Origin of the sequence: Streptomyces griseorubiginosus (assembly GCF_001514195.1) — a bacterium.
Classification (GTDB): domain Bacteria; phylum Actinomycetota; class Actinomycetes; order Streptomycetales; family Streptomycetaceae; genus Streptomyces; species Streptomyces griseorubiginosus.
On the sequence record NZ_KQ948736.1, the window covers coordinates 196,978 to 216,878 of the forward strand.

The 19,901-nt window shown below is 73.3% G+C and carries 18 protein-coding genes and 1 tRNA gene; 6 read left to right on the plus strand and 13 right to left on the minus strand.

The genetic code is table 11. The features are described from left to right. Positions 1 to 168: 168 nt before the first annotated feature. The 4 genes from AQJ54_RS13545 to AQJ54_RS13560 are packed head-to-tail and all read left to right on the plus strand — an operon-like array spanning position 169 to position 3,948. Positions 169 to 1,959 (plus strand): SulP family inorganic anion transporter, encoded by a 1,791-nt coding sequence (locus AQJ54_RS13545; RefSeq protein ID WP_248845352.1) that lies wholly within the window; start codon positions 169 to 171, stop codon positions 1,957 to 1,959. A 5-nt stretch (positions 1,960 to 1,964) separates the two neighbouring features. After that, complete coding sequence (locus AQJ54_RS13550; RefSeq protein ID WP_062237379.1) at positions 1,965 to 2,846, plus strand: hypothetical protein; 882 nt, start codon at positions 1,965 to 1,967, stop codon at positions 2,844 to 2,846. After that, positions 2,843 to 3,373 (plus strand): RDD family protein, encoded by a 531-nt coding sequence (locus tag AQJ54_RS13555; protein ID WP_243659642.1) that lies wholly within the window; start codon positions 2,843 to 2,845, stop codon positions 3,371 to 3,373. Before AQJ54_RS13550 ends, AQJ54_RS13555 begins: the two co-directional genes overlap by 4 nt. A 29-nt stretch (positions 3,374 to 3,402) precedes the next feature. Further along, positions 3,403 to 3,948 (plus strand): hypothetical protein, encoded by a 546-nt coding sequence (locus AQJ54_RS13560; protein WP_062029417.1) that lies wholly within the window; start codon positions 3,403 to 3,405, stop codon positions 3,946 to 3,948. A gap of 73 nt (positions 3,949 to 4,021) precedes the next feature. Here AQJ54_RS13560 and AQJ54_RS13565 read toward each other — a convergent pair whose 3' ends face one another. The 7 genes from AQJ54_RS13565 to AQJ54_RS13590 all read right to left on the minus strand — a co-directional run bounded on the left by AQJ54_RS13565 (position 4,022) and on the right by AQJ54_RS13590 (position 9,438). Next, complete coding sequence (locus AQJ54_RS13565; RefSeq protein ID WP_062237381.1) at positions 4,022 to 5,353, minus strand: diacylglycerol/lipid kinase family protein; 1,332 nt, start codon at positions 5,351 to 5,353, stop codon at positions 4,022 to 4,024. Positions 5,354 to 5,411: 58 nt separating this feature from the next. Beyond that, complete coding sequence (locus AQJ54_RS13570; protein WP_062237383.1) at positions 5,412 to 5,858, minus strand: DUF7144 family membrane protein; 447 nt, start codon at positions 5,856 to 5,858, stop codon at positions 5,412 to 5,414. Between the two features lie 31 nt (positions 5,859 to 5,889). Further along, on the minus strand, positions 5,890 to 6,357 hold the full coding sequence (locus AQJ54_RS13575; protein WP_062029414.1) for an SHOCT domain-containing protein: 468 nt from the start codon (positions 6,355 to 6,357) through the stop codon (positions 5,890 to 5,892). A 1-nt stretch (position 6,358) separates the two neighbouring features. Beyond that, positions 6,359 to 7,156: a ribonuclease BN gene (locus tag AQJ54_RS13580; RefSeq protein WP_248845353.1), complete on the minus strand. Its 798-nt coding sequence runs from the start codon at positions 7,154 to 7,156 to the stop codon at positions 6,359 to 6,361. Further along, a complete protein-coding gene (locus AQJ54_RS46675) occupies positions 7,153 to 7,332 on the minus strand; it encodes a hypothetical protein (RefSeq protein WP_063806422.1) in 180 nt (59 codons plus the stop codon). The genes AQJ54_RS13580 and AQJ54_RS46675 overlap by 4 nt, the downstream gene beginning before the upstream one ends. A gap of 65 nt (positions 7,333 to 7,397) precedes the next feature. After that, complete coding sequence (locus tag AQJ54_RS13585) at positions 7,398 to 8,729, minus strand: hypothetical protein (protein WP_062238606.1); 1,332 nt, start codon at positions 8,727 to 8,729, stop codon at positions 7,398 to 7,400. A 34-nt stretch (positions 8,730 to 8,763) separates the two neighbouring features. After that, entirely contained in the window at positions 8,764 to 9,438 is a 675-nt protein-coding gene (locus tag AQJ54_RS13590) for an HdeD family acid-resistance protein (RefSeq protein WP_062237385.1), read from the minus strand. A 339-nt stretch (positions 9,439 to 9,777) separates the two neighbouring features. Here AQJ54_RS13590 and AQJ54_RS13595 point away from each other — a divergent pair, with 339 nt between their 5' ends. Beyond that, on the plus strand, positions 9,778 to 11,187 hold the full coding sequence (locus AQJ54_RS13595; protein WP_062237387.1) for a DUF2252 domain-containing protein: 1,410 nt from the start codon (positions 9,778 to 9,780) through the stop codon (positions 11,185 to 11,187). 707 nt (positions 11,188 to 11,894) lie between these two features. Here the strand turns inward: AQJ54_RS13595 and AQJ54_RS13600 are convergent. The 6 genes from AQJ54_RS13600 to AQJ54_RS13625 form a co-directional block, all read right to left on the minus strand. Beyond that, on the minus strand, positions 11,895 to 12,092 hold the full coding sequence (locus tag AQJ54_RS13600) for a hypothetical protein (protein ID WP_030315424.1): 198 nt from the start codon (positions 12,090 to 12,092) through the stop codon (positions 11,895 to 11,897). Positions 12,093 to 12,217: 125 nt separating this feature from the next. Then, positions 12,218 to 12,736, minus strand: a complete 519-nt coding sequence (locus tag AQJ54_RS13605; RefSeq protein WP_062029407.1) for a hypothetical protein — start codon at positions 12,734 to 12,736, stop codon at positions 12,218 to 12,220. Positions 12,737 to 12,752: 16 nt separating this feature from the next. Then, positions 12,753 to 14,381, minus strand: coding sequence for an MFS transporter (locus AQJ54_RS13610; protein WP_062237389.1), 1,629 nt, complete (start codon positions 14,379 to 14,381; stop codon positions 12,753 to 12,755). Between the two features lie 105 nt (positions 14,382 to 14,486). After that, entirely contained in the window at positions 14,487 to 17,192 is a 2,706-nt protein-coding gene (locus tag AQJ54_RS13615) for a winged helix-turn-helix domain-containing protein (RefSeq protein ID WP_062237392.1), read from the minus strand. 293 nt (positions 17,193 to 17,485) lie between these two features. After that, positions 17,486 to 17,559: transfer RNA gene (locus tag AQJ54_RS13620), tRNA-Pro, on the minus strand. A gap of 81 nt (positions 17,560 to 17,640) precedes the next feature. Continuing rightward, positions 17,641 to 19,071, minus strand: coding sequence for an MFS transporter (locus tag AQJ54_RS13625; protein WP_062237394.1), 1,431 nt, complete (start codon positions 19,069 to 19,071; stop codon positions 17,641 to 17,643). A gap of 177 nt (positions 19,072 to 19,248) precedes the next feature. Between AQJ54_RS13625 and AQJ54_RS13630 the strand changes: the two genes are divergently transcribed. After that, complete coding sequence (locus AQJ54_RS13630) at positions 19,249 to 19,842, plus strand: TetR/AcrR family transcriptional regulator (RefSeq protein ID WP_062029399.1); 594 nt, start codon at positions 19,249 to 19,251, stop codon at positions 19,840 to 19,842. The last annotated feature ends 59 nt before the right edge of the window (positions 19,843 to 19,901 follow it).

The following is a 19,901-nucleotide window of genomic DNA, read 5'->3' on the forward strand; positions in this document are numbered from 1 at the left end:
AGGCGGGAGCTCTGTGGAGGAGCGTCCTTCCCGGCCCCGAGCTCCCCCGCCCCCTCGGTCACCCTCGCGGGGTGAAGTCGTGCGGGCGGGGCCGGCCGGATCCTTGAAGGGCACAGCGTTCCGCGCCCGAGGACCAGTCGAGGGCCGTGACGAGGTCGGGAAGGGCGGATGGACGGCCAGCAGTCGCAGGGACGGTCCACGACCACCGGTCACGACGGCCGGGGGCCGTGGGGACTGCTGCGAGCCGTGCCGGGGGTCCAGGCGCTCACGGGCTACCAGCGCGAGTGGCTGGCCAAGGACGTGGTGGCCGGGATCGCCCTCACCACCCTGCTCGTCCCGCAGGGCATGGCGTACGCGGAGCTCGCGGGGCTGCCGCCCATCACCGGCCTCTACACCACGATCCTGTGCCTCCTCGGCTACGCGGTGTGCGGCCCGTCCCGGATCCTGGTCCTCGGTCCCGACTCCTCGCTCGGCCCGATGATCGCCGCCACGGTGCTCCCCCTCGTCGCGTCGGACGGGGATCCGGAGCGGGCGGTCGCCCTGGCCTCGATGCTCGGGCTCATGGTGGCCGGCATCATGATCCTCGCCTCCGTGGCCCGCCTCGGTTTCATCGCGGACCTCATCTCCAAGCCGACGATGATCGGCTACATGAACGGCCTGGCCCTGACCATCCTCATCGGCCAGCTGCCGAAGCTCCTCGGGTTCAAGGTCGACGCGGACAACCTGCTCGGTGAGTGCGCCGGACTGGTGCGGAAGCTGGCCGAGGGGGCGACGGTGCCCGCGGCGGCGGCCGTGGGCGTCTCGGGGCTGGTCCTGATCCTGCTGCTCCAGCGGCTGCTGCCCAAGGTGCCCGCCGTGCTCGTGATGGTCGCCCTCGCGATCGCGGCGGCCTCGCTCCTCGACCTGGACGAGCACGGCGTGGGGCTGGTCGGCCGGCTGCCGGAGGGCTTCCCGCCGTTCACGCTCCCCCATGTACGGGCCGACGACCTGGTCCCGCTGTTCGGCGGCGCCCTCGGGATCGCCGTGGTGTCACTGGCCGACACCATCTCCAACTCGTCGGCGTTCGCGGCCCGTACCGGCCAGGAGGTGCGCGGGAACCAGGAGATGGCGGCGGTCGGTGCGGCGAACCTGGCGGCCGGGCTCTTCCAGGGCTTCCCCGTCAGCGCGAGCGGCTCCCGTACGGCGGTCGCCGAGCGCACGGGCGCGAAGACCCAGCTCACCGGCGTGGTCGGCGCGGTCCTGATCGTGCTCATGCTGGTGCTGGTGCCGGGCCTGTTCCGCAACCTCCCGCAGCCCGCGCTGGCCGCCGTGGTCATCGCCGCGTCCCTGTCGCTGGCCGACATCCCGGGCGCCGTACGGCTGTGGCGGCAGCGCAGGACCGAATTCCTGCTGTGCGTCGCCGCGTTCGTCGGGGTCGCCCTGCTCGGGGTGCTGCCCGGTATCGCCATCGCGGTCGGCCTCTCGGTCCTCAACGTCTTCCGGCGGGCCTGGTGGCCGTACGACACCGTGCTCGGGCGGGTGCCGGGCCTGGAGGGGTACCACGACATCCGCTCCTACCCGGGCGCGGACAGGCTGCCGGGACTGGTCATCTACCGGTTCGACGCACCGCTGTTCTTCGCCAACGCCAAGAGCTTCCGCGACGAGGTGCGACGGCTGGCCGGGGCCGATCCCCGGCCGCGCTGGATCGTCGTCGCCGCGGAGCCCATGACGGACGTGGACACCACCGCCGCGGACGTGCTGCACGAACTCGACACCGCGCTCAGCGTCCGGCACGTCCGGCTGGTCTTCGCCGAACTCAAGGACCCGGTACGGCGGAAGATCGAGCGCTACGGGCTCACCCGCACCATCGATCCCGACCGGTTCTTCCCCACCGTGGAGGCCGCCGTCACCGCCTTCAGCCGCAGCACCGGGGCCGAGTGGTCCGTCGGCCCCGACACCCGACCGCTCGACAGGAGGTGAGGCGGATGGGCAGCACCGACAGGGGAGCCGCCGCGGAGGCGGCACGGCTGGCCGTGGGGCTGGTCGATCTCGCCGTACGGGCCGTCGCGGGCACCGCCGAGGACGCGGCACGGGTACGGCGCCGGGGCGCGCCGGCCGTACCGGACGCGGCGTTCGGTCTCGCGTGGGAACTGCGACGCCGGTCGCGGGCGGTCGTGACGGGGGTCGGCGCCGTGGCCGTGCCCTGCACCCGTGCCGCGGTACGGGTCCTCGTGCCGTCGTTCGCGGCCGACGCCGTCGGCCGGCGGGTGGCGCGCTGGAGTGCCCTCGGCGCGGCGGAGCGGCTGCGGGCCCGTGCCGAGGCGGAACTGCGCGCCCGGGCGCTGGTCCGCGCGCTGTCCGCCGCCGTCCTCGACGAGATCGACGTCGACGCCGTGGCCGACCGCCTCGACGTCGACCGCGTCGCCTCCCGACTGGACCTGGACGCGGTGCTGGCCCGCGTGGACCTGGACGCCGTACTGGCCCGTCTCGACCTCGACGCGGTGCTCGCGCGCGTCGACCTGGACGCCGTGCTGGCCCGCGTCGACCTCGACGGCGTGCTCGACCGGGTGGACCTCGATGCCCTGCTCGCCCGCGTCGACCCGGACCCCTTCCTCGCCCGCGTCGACCTCGTGGCGTACGCCGAGTCGGTGCTCGACGAACTCGACCTCGGCCGGGTGGTCCGGGACACCGGCGGGAGCATCACCGCGGAGACGCTGGACGCGTTCCGTGAGCAGAACGCCCGCGCCGACCGGCTGGTGCAGCGGCTCACGGACCGGCTGCTGCACCGGGCGGGCCCGTCCGGGGCGAACGGATCCGGCACGGGCGGGTTCACCGACGGGTCGGCCGCACCGGTGGAGACGCCGTGACCGCCCCGGCCCGCACCCGTCGCCCCCAGGAAGTGCAGGGGCGTCCGGCGGGGTTGGTGTCGCGGACGGCGGCGGCCGCCGCGGACCTGCTCGTGGTGCTGGCGATCCTGCTGGCGGCCGAGGCCGGGTACGCCGCGGCCCACCGGCTGCTGGTGGGCCCGCCGTTCGCGTACCCCGACCTCGGGCCCGGCGCCACCGCCGCCCTCGGCTGCACGGCCCTCGTCGTCTACCTCACCTGCGGATGGCTCTTCGGCGGGCGCACCGCCGGGGACCAGTTGATGGGCCTGCGGGTGACGGACCGTTCGGGGCGGCGGCTCACCTGGGGCACGGCCCTGCTCCGGGCCCTGCTCTGTGTCGCGCTGCCCGTGGGGCTGTTGTGGATCCCGTTCAGCCGGCGCGGGGCCTCGCTCCAGGACGCGGTGACGGGCAGTGCCGTCGTGCACGACTGGTACGGCCGTACGCGCCACCGTCCGACGGGTTCACCTTCCGCGGGTGAGGCGCGGGACGCGCGCGGCCGTATGGGATGAACCCGGGGCGGAGGAAGGGAGAGAAAGTCATGGCGACACTCGGTCCGGTGCAGTTGCTGACCATCGAGTTCGGCCCCGACGCGGCGTTCGAGGGCCGTGTGCTCCAGGAACTGGCGGTCCTGGAGGGCAAGGGGCAGATACGGGTCCTGGACGTGCTGTTCCTCCAGAAGGAGATCGACGGCGACACGGTCGGCCTCAACTACGAGGCGGAGGGCATGGGTGAGACCGTCGAGGCGCTGCTCGGTCTGACGCCCCGCTTCCCGGACGCGACCCGCGGCGCACCGCAGTACGGCCCCGGCACCAGGGCCTACGGGTTCACGCCGCGCGATCTCCGGGCGCTCGCGGAGGAACTGCTGCCGGGTACGGCGGCGGCCTTCGTGCTGCTGGAGCACCTGTGGGCCAAGCCGCTGCGCGAGGCCATCCGGGACGCGGGCGGTCTGCCCGTCGCCGAGGGCTTCCTGACACCGCAGGCCCTGGCGCCGGTGGCGGCGGAGCTTCTGGCGACGACCCAGACCGTCGACGACCTGACGGCGGCTCAGCAGGCCTCCGGGCGACTGACCGCGAGGACGGGGTGACGTAGTCGGGTGTGGATGACCCGCACCCGCATCTCCGGCCGGGAGGCAGACGCTCCCGGCCGGAGATGTGCCGCTAACGCGAATCCCGCCCCGCAGCCCCGGCACCGCGTCCGCCCCGGGCCAGCCGTGCCACGCGCCGCCAGTCCGCCGGGGCCGCGAGCACCGGCCTGCCGGGGCGGTGGCGGGGCACGCGGACCCGGAGCGCTCCCGGCTCGGTGCGGCAGACCACGGGGGTCGGCAGCAGGACGTGTTCTCCGTCGATGCCGACCGCGATGTCGGAGGTGTCCGCGTCCACGACGACCTCGTCGACCCGCAGCCGCATGACGGACCCGGAGCGCTCGCCGCGCACCAGGCGGGCCGCCTGCGCGGTGTTCGCCACGCGCACGCCCAGCACTCCGAGCAGCCCCGAGTCGAGCCGCTCCCGGCGTCCGGGACGGGCCGCGTCGACCGCCCGCAGATAGGGGTTGTTGCTGACGAGCAGCGCCTGGAGTCCGCCGACCCACGTGGCGCCGGCCCGCATCCGCAGGCCCGGCGCGTCCTCGCCGGTGAGCAGTCCGGGAAGGGTCCGCAGGGTCGTGTGCAGCTTGGCGTCGCGGTAGGCGGGGTCGGCGACCACGGAGGCGTACGTCCCGAACGAGGCGTTGTTGACGAACACCCGGTCCGCGGCGAAGCCGAGGTCCACGGGCTGTTCCACGCCGTCGGTGAGGGCTTCGAGGGCTGCCGCCGGATCGTCCCGGTCGAGACCGAGATCGAGGGCGAAGTGGTTGCGGGTCCCGGCGGGAATCACCACGAAGGGCAGGTCGTGCCGGGCCGCGACCTCGGCGACCAGGGCCTGGGTGCCGTCGCCGCCGGCCACCGCCAGCAGGTCGGCTCCCTCGGCCACCGCCTGCCGGGCGAGTTGCACCACGTCCTGGTTCCCGTCGAGCAGCACGACGCGGGCGCCGGCCGACCGGGCCTTCTCCACCAGGCCGAAGCGTCCCACCTTGCCGCCGCCGGAGCGGGGGTTCATCACGACCCAGGGGTCGCGCGGTGCCGGTGCCCGCCGGGCCGGGGAGCGCGGGGGTGCGAGGGCCGTACGTGCCGAGGCGACGGCCAGCACCCACAGGACCAGGGACAGACAGGCCGGGCCCAGCATGCCCGACGCGGCGTACAGGGAGAGCACGGTGAGCGGCGCGGCCACCGACAGCACCAGCCCGAGCACGCGCAGCGCGCCGGTGTGGGCCAGCGTCCACCACACCCCTACGGCGGCGACCGCCAGTCCGGCGATGCCCACGAGAGCCCACAGCACACTGCGCAGTCCGGCCACCAGAAGCGGCACCAGGACGCTGCACAGCAGGGCGAGGAGGGCGAGGCGGGCCCGGAGGACGCTGCCGGTGCGTGCACCGTCGCGTTGCTGCCGTTCCATGTCCTCGCCCTCCCTCCCGGCGCGGCCCTCACCCGGAGGCCACGCACTCGACGGGTCGTCACATGTCGCGTCCGGGACGCTCGAAGGGCTCGAAGGAGTCGTCGCGCCGGACCGTGCACAGGGCCCAGATGATGAACCCGGACATCGCGATCATCACGATCGACCAGGCCGGGTAGTACGGCAGGGAGAGGAAGTTGGCGATGATGATGAGTCCGGCGATGGCCACGCCGGCCACGCGCGCCCAGGTGGCCGCGCGGAAGAGGCCGAGGCTCACCAGCACGCCCACGACTCCCAGCGCGAGGTGGATCCAGCCCCAGCTGGTGAGGTCGAACTCGAAGACGTAGTTGCGCGTCGTGACGAAGACGTCGTCCTCGGCGATGGCCATGATGCCCCGGAAGATGTCGAGCACTCCGGCGAGCATCAGCATGACGGCCGCGAAGACCGTCGTGCCGGCGGCCCAGCCCTGCTTGGCCGTGGTGCGGTGCGTGGTGTGTGTGGCGGTCATCCTGACCCCTCGTTTCGATCGTTCGGTGTGCTCAGTGCCGGGAGCCGGCGCCGACACCGGTGGAGGCGGTCCCCGAACCGTGGCCGCTCAGGACGAGGCTCTTGGCCCGGGCGAACTCCTCGTCGGTGATGTCGCCCTTGGCCCGGATCTCCGACAGCTTGGCGAGTTCGTCGACACTGCTGGTTCCGCCGCCGCCCTTGGCGGTCTCGCGGATGTAGGAGTCGAAGGCCTGCTGCTGCGCCCGTGCCTGTGCGACTTCACGGCGTCCCATGTTCTTGCCGCGGGCGATGATGTACACGAAGACGCCCAGGAAGGGCAGGACGATCGTGAACACCAGCCAGCCGGCCTTGGCCCAGCCGCTCATGGCGTCGTCGCGGAAGATGTCGACGACGATCCGGAAGAGCAGGACGAACCACATGATCCACAGGAAGAACCAGAGCATCGACCAGAAGACGCTCAGCAGCGGGTAGTCGTACGCGAGGTACGTGGACTCGCTCATGTCACTCTCCTCCGTCCGGGGCCTTGGCCCGGCCGCCTGTCTGTGCGTTCTCAGCGTGCCCACGGCAAGGAGCCGACGGCTTCACCCGGCGCGGGTGAGCGGGTGACCGGGCCAGGGCACGGTCCGGGGGGCGGAAGAGCGGGGCGGAGGCCTTCCGGTACCAGGCGCCGGTGGCGACGACCTCCCCCGCGGCCAGGCCCGACACGGCGACGAGGAAGACGCCGATCAGCCAGGACAGGAAGGTGAAGACGGGGCCCAGCGGGCCGAACTCGGCGAGGCTGCGCTCCATCGCGGTGGGCAGCACCAGCCGGGCCACCCCGCTCAGCGCGACCGTGCCGGTCCCGGCGAGCATCGCGCCCGGCAGCAGGCTCTGCCAGCCGATCCGGCCGCCCAGGAAGAGGTGCTGGGACCACCACCACAGCAGCGTCGTCGACAGCAGGGACATCGTCAGACCGACGGCGGGACCGGCCCCGAACCCGTCGCGCACCGGCGCCTGGGTCAGCAGGAACACCAGCCACACCACCAGCCACAGGGGCCGGCGCCAGACCGCGGCCCGCAGCGGCGCCCGGGGCAGCCGCCGGCAGCGTTCGAACACGGCTTGCAGCGCCCGGCTGAACGCGGTGGCGGACGCCAGGGCGACGAGCACCCCCAGGACACCGACGGAGTCCCGGGTCGGGCCGGTGGCCTCGTAGGTCCGGCGCACCTCGTCGAGCGTGTCGCCCCGCACTCCGAGCACCGAGCGCAGGGAGTCGGCCAGCAGGTCCTGCACGGCGGGAGGGGCGAACGCGGCCACCGTCATGAGCAGCGGGAGCGCGGCGAGGAAGGCCTGGCCGCCAGCCGCATGGCGCCCTCGACCACGTTGAGCGCCGACAGGCGGGGCAGGAACCGGACCAGTGCGCTGGACCGTACGCTCGCCACGACCCGTGCGGCGCGGGCCCCGCGTGCCGGGCGGACCGGATCGGCGTTCCTGGTCATGGCTCACCCGGCGCCCTGGCTCACGCGGCCGCGTGCCCCGGTCGGTGGGGCGTGTCGGGTCCCGGTCAGTCGGGCGGGTCGGGCGCCGGTTGTGCTGCGGCGAGCACCGCGATGATCGCCGGCACCACCAGGACCAGCACCAGGACGAGGGCCACCGCGCCGACGGTGGGGTGGTTCCACAGGACGAGAGCCAGGGCACCGGCCCCGATGACGATCCCGGTGGTCCACTTCTGGTGGGCGGCGAGCCAGTGCCCGGTGAGCCCGGTGGTCACCCCCGCGCGGCGCAGCGTGTTCCCGGCGCCCGCGGCCCCCCGCCCGGCGAGCGCGCGCACTCCGCGGGCGACCCGGCCGGGGCCGTAGAGGTAGGCGGTGAGGGCCGTGAGGAGGCAGACGACGAGCAGGGTGCGGGCGCTCGCGCGCAGGAAGCGGAGGAAGGTGTCGAAGATCGCCGCGGCGGCGTCGGGCGGCAGGGTCGTCGCGGGCACGGAGTCCAGGTAGACACGCCGCAGCACGACGAGCGCGACCAGCACCACCACCGTCGTCACACCCACGCCGAGCGCGGTGATCATCACCATCACCCGGTGTGCGGGGGCGACCCACACGGCGAGGGCGGCGATGGCGAGCGTCAGGACGGGCAGCCAGGTGCCGACGACGTCCAGCAGGCGCATGCCGTCCTGGGCCTTGGCGAGCTGTTCGGTACGGAACAGTGTGACGGTGCGGTCGCTGTCCGGGATGGCGGCGGCCTTCTCGAAGCCGGCGTCGACGAGCCGCTGCCGCACCTGGTCGACCACGGCGCCGATGTCCAGCTGCACCGTGTCCCCCTCGGCCTGCACCGCGCCCTGGCGGTCGCCGGTGAGCATGTTCACCACGGTGGCGTGGGCCCGCCGGTTGGCGCCCTCCCAGGCCTGCCGGAAGAGCTCGCTGGTGACCGCGCGCGTCACGGTGCGTTCCACGACGGAGTGCACCGCGGAGCGCAGCGGGGCGGTGAGGGACTTCGAGCCCTCGACGACGCGCGGCGGGGCCCCGTTGTCCGACAGCGTCTTGGTGAGCGCGGCCGTGATGGCCTCCACGTCGACCTGGGCCACCACCCGGTCGGTCAGCCGGTCGATCACGACGCCCTGCACGGCCGGGTCCGAGGCAAGCGGGGCGACGGTCTGCACGTACCGGTCGGTGTCGGCGACCTGGTCGTGCACCCAGGTCGCGACGAGGGCCAGCGGTGCGAGCAGGAGCGTGAGGACCAGGAGGACGGTGGCGCCCGCGTAGCGCGCTCGGCGGTGCCTCACCGTCGCGGCGCGGCGCAGTCGCTGGTACTCGGCGTGCTCGTCCGCGGTCAGGGCGTGGCCGGTGCCTCCGGATGCGTCGCCGCCCGGCGTGCCGGGGGTCGAGGCGGGGTTCATGGGGGCTCCCTCGTCGGAGCGGCCGGGCTCGTTCTCAGGCGTCCGCCGGTTCATGGCGGTCCGTGATGCCCGACCGGCGCAGTGCGGCCCGCCAGGCGAGGGCGAGGACCAGCTCGAACAGGCCGAGCAGCACGAGCCACAGTCCGAGCAGCCGGGTCAGCGCCCGCGCCGACTCGGTAGGCAGGGCCAGCACCACGATCCCGGCGACGATGCCGATCACGGCCGCGCCCAGCACGAAGGCGCGGTGCGGCAGGTCCTCGGCGGTGATCGCCGTGTAGAGGGTGAGGATGCCGGTCACGAGCCAGACGACCCCGACGATGAGCGAGAGGGCGGCGATGGTCTGGAGCGGATTGCGCAGGCACAGCACGCCGGCGAGGACGTACAGCACGGCCATGATCAGGCCGAGGAGCCGTTCGCCGGGGGCGTGCCAGGCGAAGACGGAGACGAACCGGAACGAGCCGGCGACCAGCAGGTACAGGCCGATCAGGACGGCGAGGACGTGCAGGGTCTCGTCCGGCCACACCAGGACGAGGATGCCGGGCACGAGTGTGGCGATCGCGGATCCGAGGATCCAGGTCCAGGAACGGCCGAGCCGCTCCAGTACGTCCGCTCCGGCGGCCGTGCCTCCGGGGCTGCCGCCGTGGGTGCTGCCCCCGTAGGGGTCCTGGTCCGTCGCGGTGTGTGGTGCCGGGCCCCGCTGCGTGGTCATGGCTTCTCCTCGCCCGCTCGAACGGGTCGTCCCCCGCACCGCCGGAGCGGTGCGGGGCCCCTCACGCGGCCAGCGTCCCGCGTACCGCCGGTGCCCGGGTCACCCGTCGGGGGTGATCCGCGGTTGCGGCTGTGCGGGTGGGCTGGGAACGAGGTCGTACGCCGGCCCGGCGGCGGCCCGGACGAAGAGGGACGAGATGAGCGCTCCCCCGAGCGCCCGGACGGAGCACCGCCCGGCCGGGTCCGGCGGGCGGTGTGCGAGGCCGTCGCCCGCACCGTGCGGGTGCGCGGCCCACCGGTCGTGGTGCGGCCTCTCGTCTACGATCCAGGAGGTCCAGCCATGACCGTACCGAACTCCTCGACGGTCCTTCTGTCGCCCTCGGAACGGGCGGCGATCGGCAGGAACGCCCGCGCCCGCGTGCCCCGTTCGAGCCACGGCTTCTTCGAGGCGGACTCGGCGCGGTTCGACCCGATCGAGGTGATAGAGCGTCAGTCCGCCACGCGGGTGCCGGAGTTGGTGCCGATCCGCTACGGGCGGATGCTCGAGTCGCCCTTCCGTTTCTACCGTGGCGCGGCGGCCATCATGGCGGCCGACCTGGGTGCCGCCCCCAACACGGGGCTGCGGGTGCAGTTGTGCGGGGACGCGCATCTGCTGAACTTCCGGCTGCTGGCCTCGCCGGAGCGTCATCTGGTCTTCGACATCAACGACTTCGACGAGACGCATCCCGGCCCCTTCGAATGGGACGTGAAGCGGCTGGCGGCCAGTTTCGCCATCGCGGCCCGCGCCAACGGCTTCTCCCTCAAGGAGCAGAACACCATCGTGCGGACGTGCGTCCGCTCCTACCGCCGGCGGATGCGCGACTTCGCGGGGATGCGCACCCTGGACATCTGGTACGCCCAGGACGACGTCGACCACCTGCGCGCGCTGCTGGCGTCCTCGATGGACAAGAAGGCCAGGCGCCGTACCGCGCGGGCCACCGAGCAGGCCCGTACCCGCACCCACCTGCAGGCCTTCGCGAAGCTCACGCGGAACACCCCCGAGGGCCGCCGGATCGCCGCCGACCCGCCGCTGATCACACCGCTGAGGGATCTGCTGGCCTACGCGGCGGACAACCAGCAGGAGAAGGAGCTCCAGACCGTTCTGGAGGAGTACGCGCGCACCCTGCCGTCCGAACGGCAGCACCTGTTGCACCACTTCCACCTGGTGGACATGGCCCGCAAGGTGGTCGGGGTGGGCAGTGTCGGCACCCGCTGCTGGATCCTGCTCCTGCTGGGCAGGAACGACGACGACCCGCTGCTCCTCCAGGCCAAGGAGGCGCAGGAGTCGGTCCTGGCCGCGCAGACCGGCGCGGACCGCTTCGACAACCAGGGCCGGCGGGTCGTCGACGGCCAGCGTCTGATCCAGACGACCAGTGACATCTTCCTCGGCTGGACCCATGTGACGGGCATCGACGGGGTCGAACGCGACTTCTACGTACGGCAGTTGCGGGACTGGAAGGGCATCGCCCGGCCGGAGATTATGGACCCCGCGATGCTCGCCCTGTTCGCCCGGGTGTGCGGCGCCTCGCTGGCCCGAGCCCACGCGCGCTCCGGCGACCCGATCGCCATCGCCGCCTACCTGGGCTCCGGCAACCGCTTCGACCAGGCCCTCACCGGCTACGCCCAGTCCTACGCCGACCAGAACGAACGGGACTTCGAAGCACTGGGCGCCGCGGTCCGCTCGGGCCGGGTACAGGCGGAGACGCTTTGACCAGAGGGATCGACAGCCGGCGCGGCTGCTCTGCGGTGCTTGGGGCGGGGGACGGCTGTGTGTGCGGTGCTTGGGGGCGGGAGAACGGCTGTGCGTGTGGTGCCTGTGGGAGTCGGGAGACGGCTGTGTGTGCGAAGCCGTGTGGTCCGGGAACGGGCGCGGGAGGCTCGCGGGCGGTGGGCGAGCGCGATGGGTCGCGGGCCCCCGGGATGGCGTGAGGCAGTGGCCGACGTGCGTTCGCGGGCCGGTGCGACTGAGGGGCACCGGATGCCGGCGAGGGGCCGTTCCGGCTGACCGGCGCCGTGCGCCCGCGGGGGGCCGGTACGGCTTCTGGCTCACGCACGTTGACGATCGGCCGGGGCTGCGGACTGGCCCCGCACCCTCGGGGGCCTATGCCGCGAACGGCCCCCGCGTGCTGACGGCGGGCCGTTCCGGCTGACCAGCCCCGGGCGCCCACGTGGGGCCGGTACAGCTGACGGCCCCCGCGCGATGACGGTCGGCCGGGGCCGCGGACTGGGTCCGTGTGCTGACGGCGGGCCGTTCTGGCTGAAGGGCCCCGCACGTTGACGGTCGGCCGGGGCCGGCGGACTGGTCCCGCGTGCCGTCGGGGGGCCGGTGCCGTGGGCGGGCCCGTGCGCCAGCCGGCGGCCCCGGGGGGCGGGCCCGTGTGCCGGCCGGCGGCCACGGCGGCCCCGGGGACCGCGGTGTCACTCCGGCATGCGTCGCATCTCCACCACGTGCAGCCCCAGGGACTGGCAGCGGGCCAGGAGGCCGAACAGGTGCGCCTCGTCGATGACCGAGCCGAACAGGACCGTCTGCCCGGACATGACCACGCGTTCCAGCTCGGGAAAGGCTTCGGCCAGTGTGTCCGACATGTGTCCGTCGACTCGGATCTCGTAGCGCATGGGCTGTACTCCCGCAGGCGGCCTGGCGGGCGGTCGGCGCCCTGTACTCCGATGGTCCATTCGAACGCCCCCTTCCTGCCTCACCCGGCGGAGGTGATCCGCCGACCGGCGCTCGGGCTACCTGGTCAGTGCTTCAGGAACACCTTGAACGAGATGATCAGCAGGCCGATCAACAGGTTGACGGAGGCCGTGCCGGCGACCAGGCGCCAGGACGCACCGGCACGACGGGCCGCGGCCACCGACCAGCCCACCTGTCCGACCACGGCGACGGACAGCGCCAGCCACAGGGCACCCTGCACGTCCAGACCCAGCAGCGGACTGACCCCCACCGCCACCGCGGGCGGCACGGCGGCCTTGACGATCGGCCACTCCTCGCGGCAGGCCTCGAACACGACGTGCCGGTCGAGGGACTGCTGCGCCAGACGCGCCCCGAACAGCTGGGCGTGCACGTGCGCGATCCAGAACGCCACCCCGGTCAGCAGCAACAGCAGCACCAGTTCCAGCCGTGGGAACGAGCCGAGGGTGCCGGCTCCGATCACCACGGAGGCCGCCAGCATGGAGCCGTAGACGCCGCCGGAGTAGTCGGCGCGGGCCCGGATCCCGGTGCCGGGCCCGCGTACCGTCGTGGGGTCGGTCGTGGACATGGATGCTCCTTGGGGGTCAGCGCGTCGGCCCGGCCGAGGGGGACGGCACGGGGGTGTCCGCCGTCTCGCGCCGGCCGCCGCGACCGGCCGGGAGGTTCGGGGTGACGAGGAAACTGGCCAGCGTGATGCCTCCGGTGGCGAGGATCGCCGCCTTGAGGCCGTCGAGCTGCGCGTCGGCGTAGGAGTCCGTGACGGCCTCGGCCTCGGCGGGCGGCAGTCCGGCGTTCGCCGCCGCCGAGCGCACCTGGTCGGTGGTGACGAAGGAGATGCCGGCCTCCAGGGCCACCCCGGTCTCGGCGCGGGTCTCCTCGGACAGCCGCGGATCGTCGGCGACCTGGGTGGTGAAGGCGTGCGCGAGGGCGCCGAGGAGGATCGACCCGATCAGGGCCGTGCCCAGCGCGGAGCCCAGGTTCTGCGCCGTGAACTGGAGCCCGCCGACCTCGCTGCGTTCCTCCTCGCCCGCGGTGGACTGGACGACGTTGCCCAGCTGCGACGCGAGCAGCCCCGTGCCCACGCCCACCAGGGCCATGGCGCCGGCGAACTGCGCGTCGTCGATGACCGGGTCGATGGTGGCCAGCAGCCAGACGATGGCGACGGTCAGGGTGGCGAGGGCCAGCCGGATCATCCTGCGCGGTCCGACGGTGCGGCCCAGGGAGGAGGCGAGCAGGGAGGCCGCGAGCATGGTGACGGAGACCGGCAGCAGCCGGAGCCCGGTCTCGAAGGCGTCGAAGCCCTGCACCACCTGGAGGTACAGCGGGATCACGAAGAAGAGGCCCAGCAGGATGAGGTTCTGGCTCAGCAGGGCCATCAGTCCCGAGCGCAGCGCGGGCCTGCCCAGCAGGTCCAGGTGGACGAGGGGGTCACTGCCCCGTTCGTCGCGCCGCCGCTCCCAGCGGACGAAGACGGCGAGGACGGCCGCTCCGGCTCCGACGACGAACAGCGTCGGGGAGAACCCGAGGACGGTGAAGGGCGGGTTGCGGGGCGAGACCCATCCCCAGGTGCTGCTCTGGAGGACCCCGAGCACCCCCAGGCCGAGCCCGGCGGCCGACAGCACGGCGCCGACCCCGTCGAGACGGGGGCGGGTCCCGGTGCGGGCCGGTTCGGCGATCATCTGGTGGCAGCACAGCATGGCGAGGACGACGACGACCTCCCCGGCGAAGACCAGCCGCCAGGTGAGATACGTGGTCACCCAGCCGCCGAGGAGCGGTCCGACCGCGATCCCGGCACCGGCGAGGCCACCGATGACGCCGTAGGCGACGGCCCGGTCCGGTCCGCGGTAGGACTCCGCGACGAGGGCCGCCATGGCCGGGAGCACCATCGCGGCGCCGAGTCCCTCGACGACCGACCAGCCCAGCGCGAGGACCCACACGGTGGGGGCGAGGGCGGTCAGCGCCGATCCCGCGCCGTACACGACCAGTCCGAGGAAGAAGAGCCGGCGGCGCCCCAGGATGTCGCCGAGCCGGCCGCCGATCAGCATGAACGCGGCCATGACCAGCGCGTACAGGGTGATGACGGCCTGGATGGTGGTCACCTCGGTGTCGAAGTCCTCGACCAGCTGGCTGATCGAGACGTTCATGACCGAGGTGTCCAGGACCATGAGGAACTGGGCCGTGCCCAGGACGATCAGAGCGCGCCAACGCCGCATGGTGACCACCTCGCCGGATCGGTCAGCGGCTCGGTGAAGACGGCCGCTCCTCCCATGGCAGCGGACCGGGGTGCGCGGGCGCCTCACCCGTCACGGGGGACCTGCTCACAGGAGCCGCAGGTCCCGTGCTCGGCGTACCGCCTCGCTGCGGCGGTTCACCGCCAGCTTGCGGTACAGGCTCTTGAGGTGGGTCTTGACGGTGTTCACCGACAGGTACAGGTCCGCGGCGATCTCCTGGGTCGACATCATCTGGGCCAGTCCGCGCAGGACGTCGTGTTCGCGTTCGCTCAGCTCCTGCACGACGACCGGCGCGGGGGGCGGTCCGGCAACGGCCGGTCGGGAACCGGCCGGTCCGGCGGTGGACGGGGGCGCGGCGGCGGGCACGAGCCATCCGGCGGCCAGCGGCCGCACGGGCGCCGCGGCCAGGTACGGCCTGATCCAGCGTCCGGCGTCGATGAAGGGGCGGCGCAGCCGTTCGCGCCGGGCGCCGAGGAGTGCCTGGGCGACCAGTCGGCGGGCCGTCTCGGTGTCTCCCCGCTGCGCCGCGGCCTGCGCTCTCACCAGCGCTGCCCGGACGGTCACCGCGGGCCCGGGCCGGCTCTCGGCGGGCAGGCTGTCGAGGAGGTCCAGCGCGGCGTCCGTCTCGCCCGCGGCCAGTCTCAGCCGGGCGGCCTCCACCACCCACGCGGGGCGGTCGTCCGGCAGCTGCCGCAGCAGCTCGGCGGCGGTCCCGGTCCGTCCCTCGGCCAGATGGACGGCGGAGGCGACGACCCGTTCCAGGCCCTCCGCCCACGGGGAGGCGACGGCGGTGGAGACGGCCGGGGTCGCCGACGCCACGGCCGCCCGGGTGTTGCCGCGGGCCAGCTGGAGCCGGGCCGCGGCGAGGGCCCGCCCGGCGGCCTGCACGGGGTCCTGGATCTCCAGGGCGAGTTCGTCGGCCTCGTCGATGAGGGACTGGGCGCGGCCCAGTTCGTTGCGGTCGACGGCCACGGCCGCCAGCACCAGCCGTTCGATGCCCGTGCCGGACGGCTGGGGGAGGCTGAACCGCTCCGTCTCGGTCATCGCCGCCAGGGCCTTGTGCTCGGCCCTGCCGGGCCATCCGTTCAGGTAGTCGATCAGTGCCAGGTGGCCCATCGACTCCTCCCGGGGCAGCACCGTCTGGGCGCCGCCGGGGCATTCGGCGGCTTCGGTCAGCGCGGCCCGCGCGTCCTCGTAGCGTCCGGCCCACAGCCGGGTGGAGCCCAGGTGGGTCAGCAGCAGGGCGGGAAGCTCGGGGTGCTTGTCCAGGAGGTGCGCGGGGATCTCCGGCCGTACCTCGTCGGCGGTCTCGGCGGCCTGTTCGGCCCGTGCGGGAGAGCCGGTCAGTCGGGCGGCCACCGCCTCCAGGAGCGCCCAGCTCAGCTGGGCGGCCGCGGGGTCGCCCGCCTCGCCGGCCAGCCCTGCCTCGGCGTGGTGGAGGTGGGCCATGCCCCGGTCGAGGTCGCTCTGGGCCAGGTCGCGGGCGGCCCGGACGAGCTCGGGCGCGGGTCCCACGGCTTCGGGGCCCATGCGGGAGAACAGTTCGTTGAGCTCGTCGGAGCGCAGTCCGGTGAAGAACTGTCCTATCGCCAGGTCGTCGACGAGAGCACCGGCGGTGAAGTCCCAGTCGTCGGCCGCGGCGCCGTGCGCGAGTGCCTCCGGGAGGGTGCCGCGGCGGCGCAGCCACTGGGCCGCCGACCGGTGCAGATCGGCCTCCAGGCCGGGGCTGCGCACCCGCAGGTGGGTCTGGAGTATCTCCCCGAACAGGGGGTGCAGGCGGTACCACCCCTGTCCCAGCTGTTCGACGAAGGCGTTGTCGCGGTGCAGCTCGGCCAGGATGCGGCCGGCGTCGGTCCGGTGGGTCAGTCCGTTCACCAGGTCCGGGCAGAAGCGGTCGAGGACGCTGACGCGCAGCAGGAGGTCCTGTGTCTCCCGCGGCTGGCGTCTGAGCACCTCCGCCAGCAGGAAGTCGGCGACGGTGCTGCGGTCGGCCTCGAACTCCTTGAGGTAGGCCTGCGGGTCCGGGCTCTCCTGTGCCGCGAGGGCGCACAGCCGCAGACCGGCGGCCCAGCCGCGGGTGCGTTCCACCAGGGCGTGCACGGCGTCGCCGGGCAGGCTGAGTCCGTGCAGCTCCAGCAGTGCCGCCGCCTCCTCGGGCGTGAAGGCGAGTTCGGCGTCGCGGATCTCCGTCAGGGCTCCGGCCGCCCGGTGGCGGTGCAGGGAGAACATGGGCTCGTTGCGGGTGACGAGGACCAGGCGAAGACCGGAGCCGGCGTGCTGGAGCACGAACTCCAGTTGCTCCGCGATCCTGGACGCGCTCACCCGGTCGAACTCGTCGAGGACGACGAGCGGGGCCGGGTCGCGTCCGACCAGGTCCTCGGCGATCTCGGAGAGCACCTTGCGGCTCACCCGGCTCGGGTCAGCCGGGACGTGGACGCGGTCGGACAGGGGGGTGCCGGAGGCGTCCAGGGCCTGGAGGAAGTAGGCCCAGAACATGCCGGGTCGCTGTTCCTCGGCCTCGACGGTGAGCCAGGTGACCGGGCGGTCCAGGGTCGCGATCCAGTCGGCGACCAGGAGCGTCTTCCCCGCGCCCGCGGAGCCGTTGACCATGGTCAGCGGGGTCCGCAAAGCCTGGCCGAGGTGCCGGGTCAGCCGGCGGCGGGGAAGGAAGGTGGCCGGCCTCGACGGCACGGCGAACCGCGTGCGCAGAAAGGGATCGCCGAAGGGATCGACCCGGCCCTCGGCCGGCACCCCGATGGTCCTGTCGCCTGTAGCCACGGTGCTCACCACCACGCGTCGTCAGGTCCTGGGCAACGCTCCCCCTCGATCAGCTTCTCACTCTTCCTTCACACTCACCTGGCGCACAGGTCCCCACTGGTCCCACCGGAGGGCCGGGCGGCCCTACGAAGGGACCACAGGGCCTAGTCCCCCCTGCCTCATGTCCCCTCGACGATGAGCCCCCACCGTTCGCACATCTGGACGAGACAGAAGAAAGGGGGGCCCTGATGGTGGGTGGCGGTCCCGGAACGATCGAGGGCCGGTCTCGGAAATCTCCGAAACCGGCCCTCATCTGCGACTGTCTCCAGTCGGGACGACAGGATTTGAACCTGCGACCCCTTGACCCCCAGTCAAGTGCGCTACCAAGCTGCGCCACGTCCCGGCCGCGTCTCCCACGGGTCGTCCGTGTGATCGCGCGGGTAAACCCTACCTCACGCCTGCGGCCGGGCCGGCGGGCACCGCGTCAGCCCCGGGTGGCGACGGACTCCCGCACGTCGGGGGCCTCGGTGACGACCCGGCGGACGGCTGCCCGCCGTACCGGAACGAGCAGGGCGGCCAGCGCCGCCGCCAGGCACAGCACCGCCAGCAGGGCGAACCCGTGGGTGTAGCCGGACTCGTACGGCAGGCCCGAGGACTGGAGGTGACCGGTGACCAGGACGCTGGTGACGGCCGCGCCGATGGAGCCGCCGATGGTGCGGATGTTGGCGTTCATACCGGTCGCGGCGCCGGTCTGGTCGGCCGGGACGCTGCCCACGATCAGGTTGGCCATGGAGGCGAAGGCGAGTCCGATGCCGAGCCCGAACATGCCCGCGACCACGGCGATCTGCCACCGCTCGTCGTGCCACAGGGCGAGGAAGCCGCAGGCCACCGCACCCAGCGCGGCACCGGCCACCAGCAGGGACTTGGCGCCGACCACGGGCTCGAGCCGGCCGCTGAGCACCCCGGAGAGGAACATCGCCACGAGCATGGGCAGCATGAGCAGTCCGGCCGCGGTGACGCTCGCCCCGAAGCCGTATCCGGCCGACGACGGCGTCTGCACGAAGCCCGGCAGGAAGGACCAGATCGAGTACATCCCGGCGCCGAAGAGGAGGGCCGCGGTGTTGGTGGTCCACACGGCCGGGAGCCGCATGACCCGCAGGTCGATCAGCGGGGTGCGGGAGCGGGCCTCGGAGTACAGCCACAGCGCGAACAGCACGACGGCCGCGGCGAACAGGCCGAGCACCCGGGCCGAACCCCAGCCCCACTTGCCCGCCTGGCTGAGCGGCAGCAGCAGCGCGACCAGCCACGCGGACAGCAGCACGGCACCGAGCCAGTTGACGTTCCCCTCGGCCCTGCGGGGCGACTCGGGCACATACCGTACGGCGATGAGGGTCGCGGCGATCACGATGGCGACCGGGATCCAGAACAGCCAGCGGTAGTCGAGCGCGGTCACGATGGGCCCGGCGGCGACCATGCCGACGCCACCGCCGGCGGCGATCACCGCGGACAGGTTGCTGATGGAGCCGCTGACCTCGGACGCGGCGAACTCGTCGCGGATGATGCCGAAGGAGAGCGGGAACAGGGCGCCGCCGACGCCCTGGACGACCCGGGCGACGATCAGGACGCCGATGCCCGGGGCGAGCGCGGCGAGCAGACAGCCGACGGCCACGGTCACCAGGACGGCGACCAGCGTGCGCTTCTTGCCGACCAGGTCGCCGACGCGGCCGAGGATCGGCGTGAAGATCGAGGCGGACAGCAGATACGCGGTCATCACCCAGGTCGCGGTGGACTGTGAGGTGTGCAGCGCGTGCTGGACGGTCGGCAGGGCCGGCGCGATCAGCGACTGGAGCATGGAGAACACACCTGCACCGGTCGCGAGGACCGCGAAGGTGAGACGGGTGGACTTGCGGGGCATGGAGAGCCTCTCCGAACGAACGGGGTGCGGCCGGAGCCTCTGGGGAAGCGGTCGCGGAAAGGACGATGGGAGCACCTCGACTGCTAAAGTGGAGGTACGCCTCCACTCTAGCGGAGGCGCACCTCCGCTTCAACCCGTTCCGGAGGTCGACCTCCGTTTCAGCCTCGGGAGGCAGCCGTGACCGCCCCGTCGTCGTTCCCCGTCAGCGAGATCGTCGCGTCCCGCCGGCCCCACCGGAAGGACGCCGCCCGCAACTACGACGCCCTGCTGGCCGCCGCGCGCGAGGCGTTCGCCGAGCACGGGGCGGAGGCGTCCCTGGAGGACATCGCGCGGCGCGCGGGCGTGGGCATCGGCACGCTCTACCGCAACTTCCCCACCCGCCGGCACCTGTTCGAGACCGTCTACGCGGACGACGTGAACACGCTCGTCGAGGTGGCACAGCAGCTCGCCGACGAGGAGCCCTGGCAGGCGCTCACCGCCTGGCTCGACCGGTTCGCCGGCTACATGGTGACCAAGCGGGCGGTGCGCGAGGCGCTCAACGACGAGTCGGAGATCTTCGCCGCGTGCCGGGACTCCATGTACGCGGCGGGGGGTCCGCTGCTGGAGCGCGCCCAGGAGGCCGGGCAGGCACGGCGGGACATGGACTTCGTGGACCTGCTGCGGATGGTCGCCGGGATCACGGCGACGACCTTCGACGACGACGCCCAGCGCGACCGGGTGCTGGCGATCGCGCTGGACGGAGTGCGGGTGCGGGGTGCGGCGGACGCCTGAGAACCCGGGTGCGTGGCCGCCGCGTGCGGGTGCGGGTCGTGGGGGGCCGGGCGCGCAGT

What these genes read in the sequence shown, in the direction of transcription:
- AQJ54_RS13575 (WP_062029414.1), bottom strand. Translation starts at nt 6,357, where the DNA reads ATGAGCGAGTCCACGTACCTCGCGTACGACTACCCGCTGCTGAGCGTC.
- AQJ54_RS13625 (WP_062237394.1), bottom strand. Translation starts at nt 19,071, where the DNA reads ATGCCCCGCAAGTCCACCCGTCTCACCTTCGCGGTCCTCGCGACCGGT.
- AQJ54_RS13570 (WP_062237383.1), bottom strand. Translation starts at nt 5,858, where the DNA reads ATGACCGCCACACACACCACGCACCGCACCACGGCCAAGCAGGGCTGG.
- AQJ54_RS13600 (WP_030315424.1), bottom strand. Translation starts at nt 12,092, where the DNA reads ATGCGCTACGAGATCCGAGTCGACGGACACATGTCGGACACACTGGCC.
- AQJ54_RS13580 (WP_248845353.1), bottom strand. Translation starts at nt 7,156, where the DNA reads ATGACGGTGGCCGCGTTCGCCCCTCCCGCCGTGCAGGACCTGCTGGCC.
- AQJ54_RS13545 (WP_248845352.1), top strand. Translation starts at nt 169, where the DNA reads ATGGACGGCCAGCAGTCGCAGGGACGGTCCACGACCACCGGTCACGAC.
- AQJ54_RS13550 (WP_062237379.1), top strand. Translation starts at nt 1,965, where the DNA reads ATGGGCAGCACCGACAGGGGAGCCGCCGCGGAGGCGGCACGGCTGGCC.
- AQJ54_RS13605 (WP_062029407.1), bottom strand. Translation starts at nt 12,736, where the DNA reads ATGTCCACGACCGACCCCACGACGGTACGCGGGCCCGGCACCGGGATC.
- AQJ54_RS13595 (WP_062237387.1), top strand. Translation starts at nt 9,778, where the DNA reads ATGACCGTACCGAACTCCTCGACGGTCCTTCTGTCGCCCTCGGAACGG.
- AQJ54_RS13590 (WP_062237385.1), bottom strand. Translation starts at nt 9,438, where the DNA reads ATGACCACGCAGCGGGGCCCGGCACCACACACCGCGACGGACCAGGAC.
- AQJ54_RS13585 (WP_062238606.1), bottom strand. Translation starts at nt 8,729, where the DNA reads ATGAACCCCGCCTCGACCCCCGGCACGCCGGGCGGCGACGCATCCGGA.
- AQJ54_RS13610 (WP_062237389.1), bottom strand. Translation starts at nt 14,381, where the DNA reads ATGCGGCGTTGGCGCGCTCTGATCGTCCTGGGCACGGCCCAGTTCCTC.
- AQJ54_RS46675 (WP_063806422.1), bottom strand. Translation starts at nt 7,332, where the DNA reads ATGACCAGGAACGCCGATCCGGTCCGCCCGGCACGCGGGGCCCGCGCC.
- AQJ54_RS13565 (WP_062237381.1), bottom strand. Translation starts at nt 5,353, where the DNA reads ATGGAACGGCAGCAACGCGACGGTGCACGCACCGGCAGCGTCCTCCGG.
- AQJ54_RS13560 (WP_062029417.1), top strand. Translation starts at nt 3,403, where the DNA reads ATGGCGACACTCGGTCCGGTGCAGTTGCTGACCATCGAGTTCGGCCCC.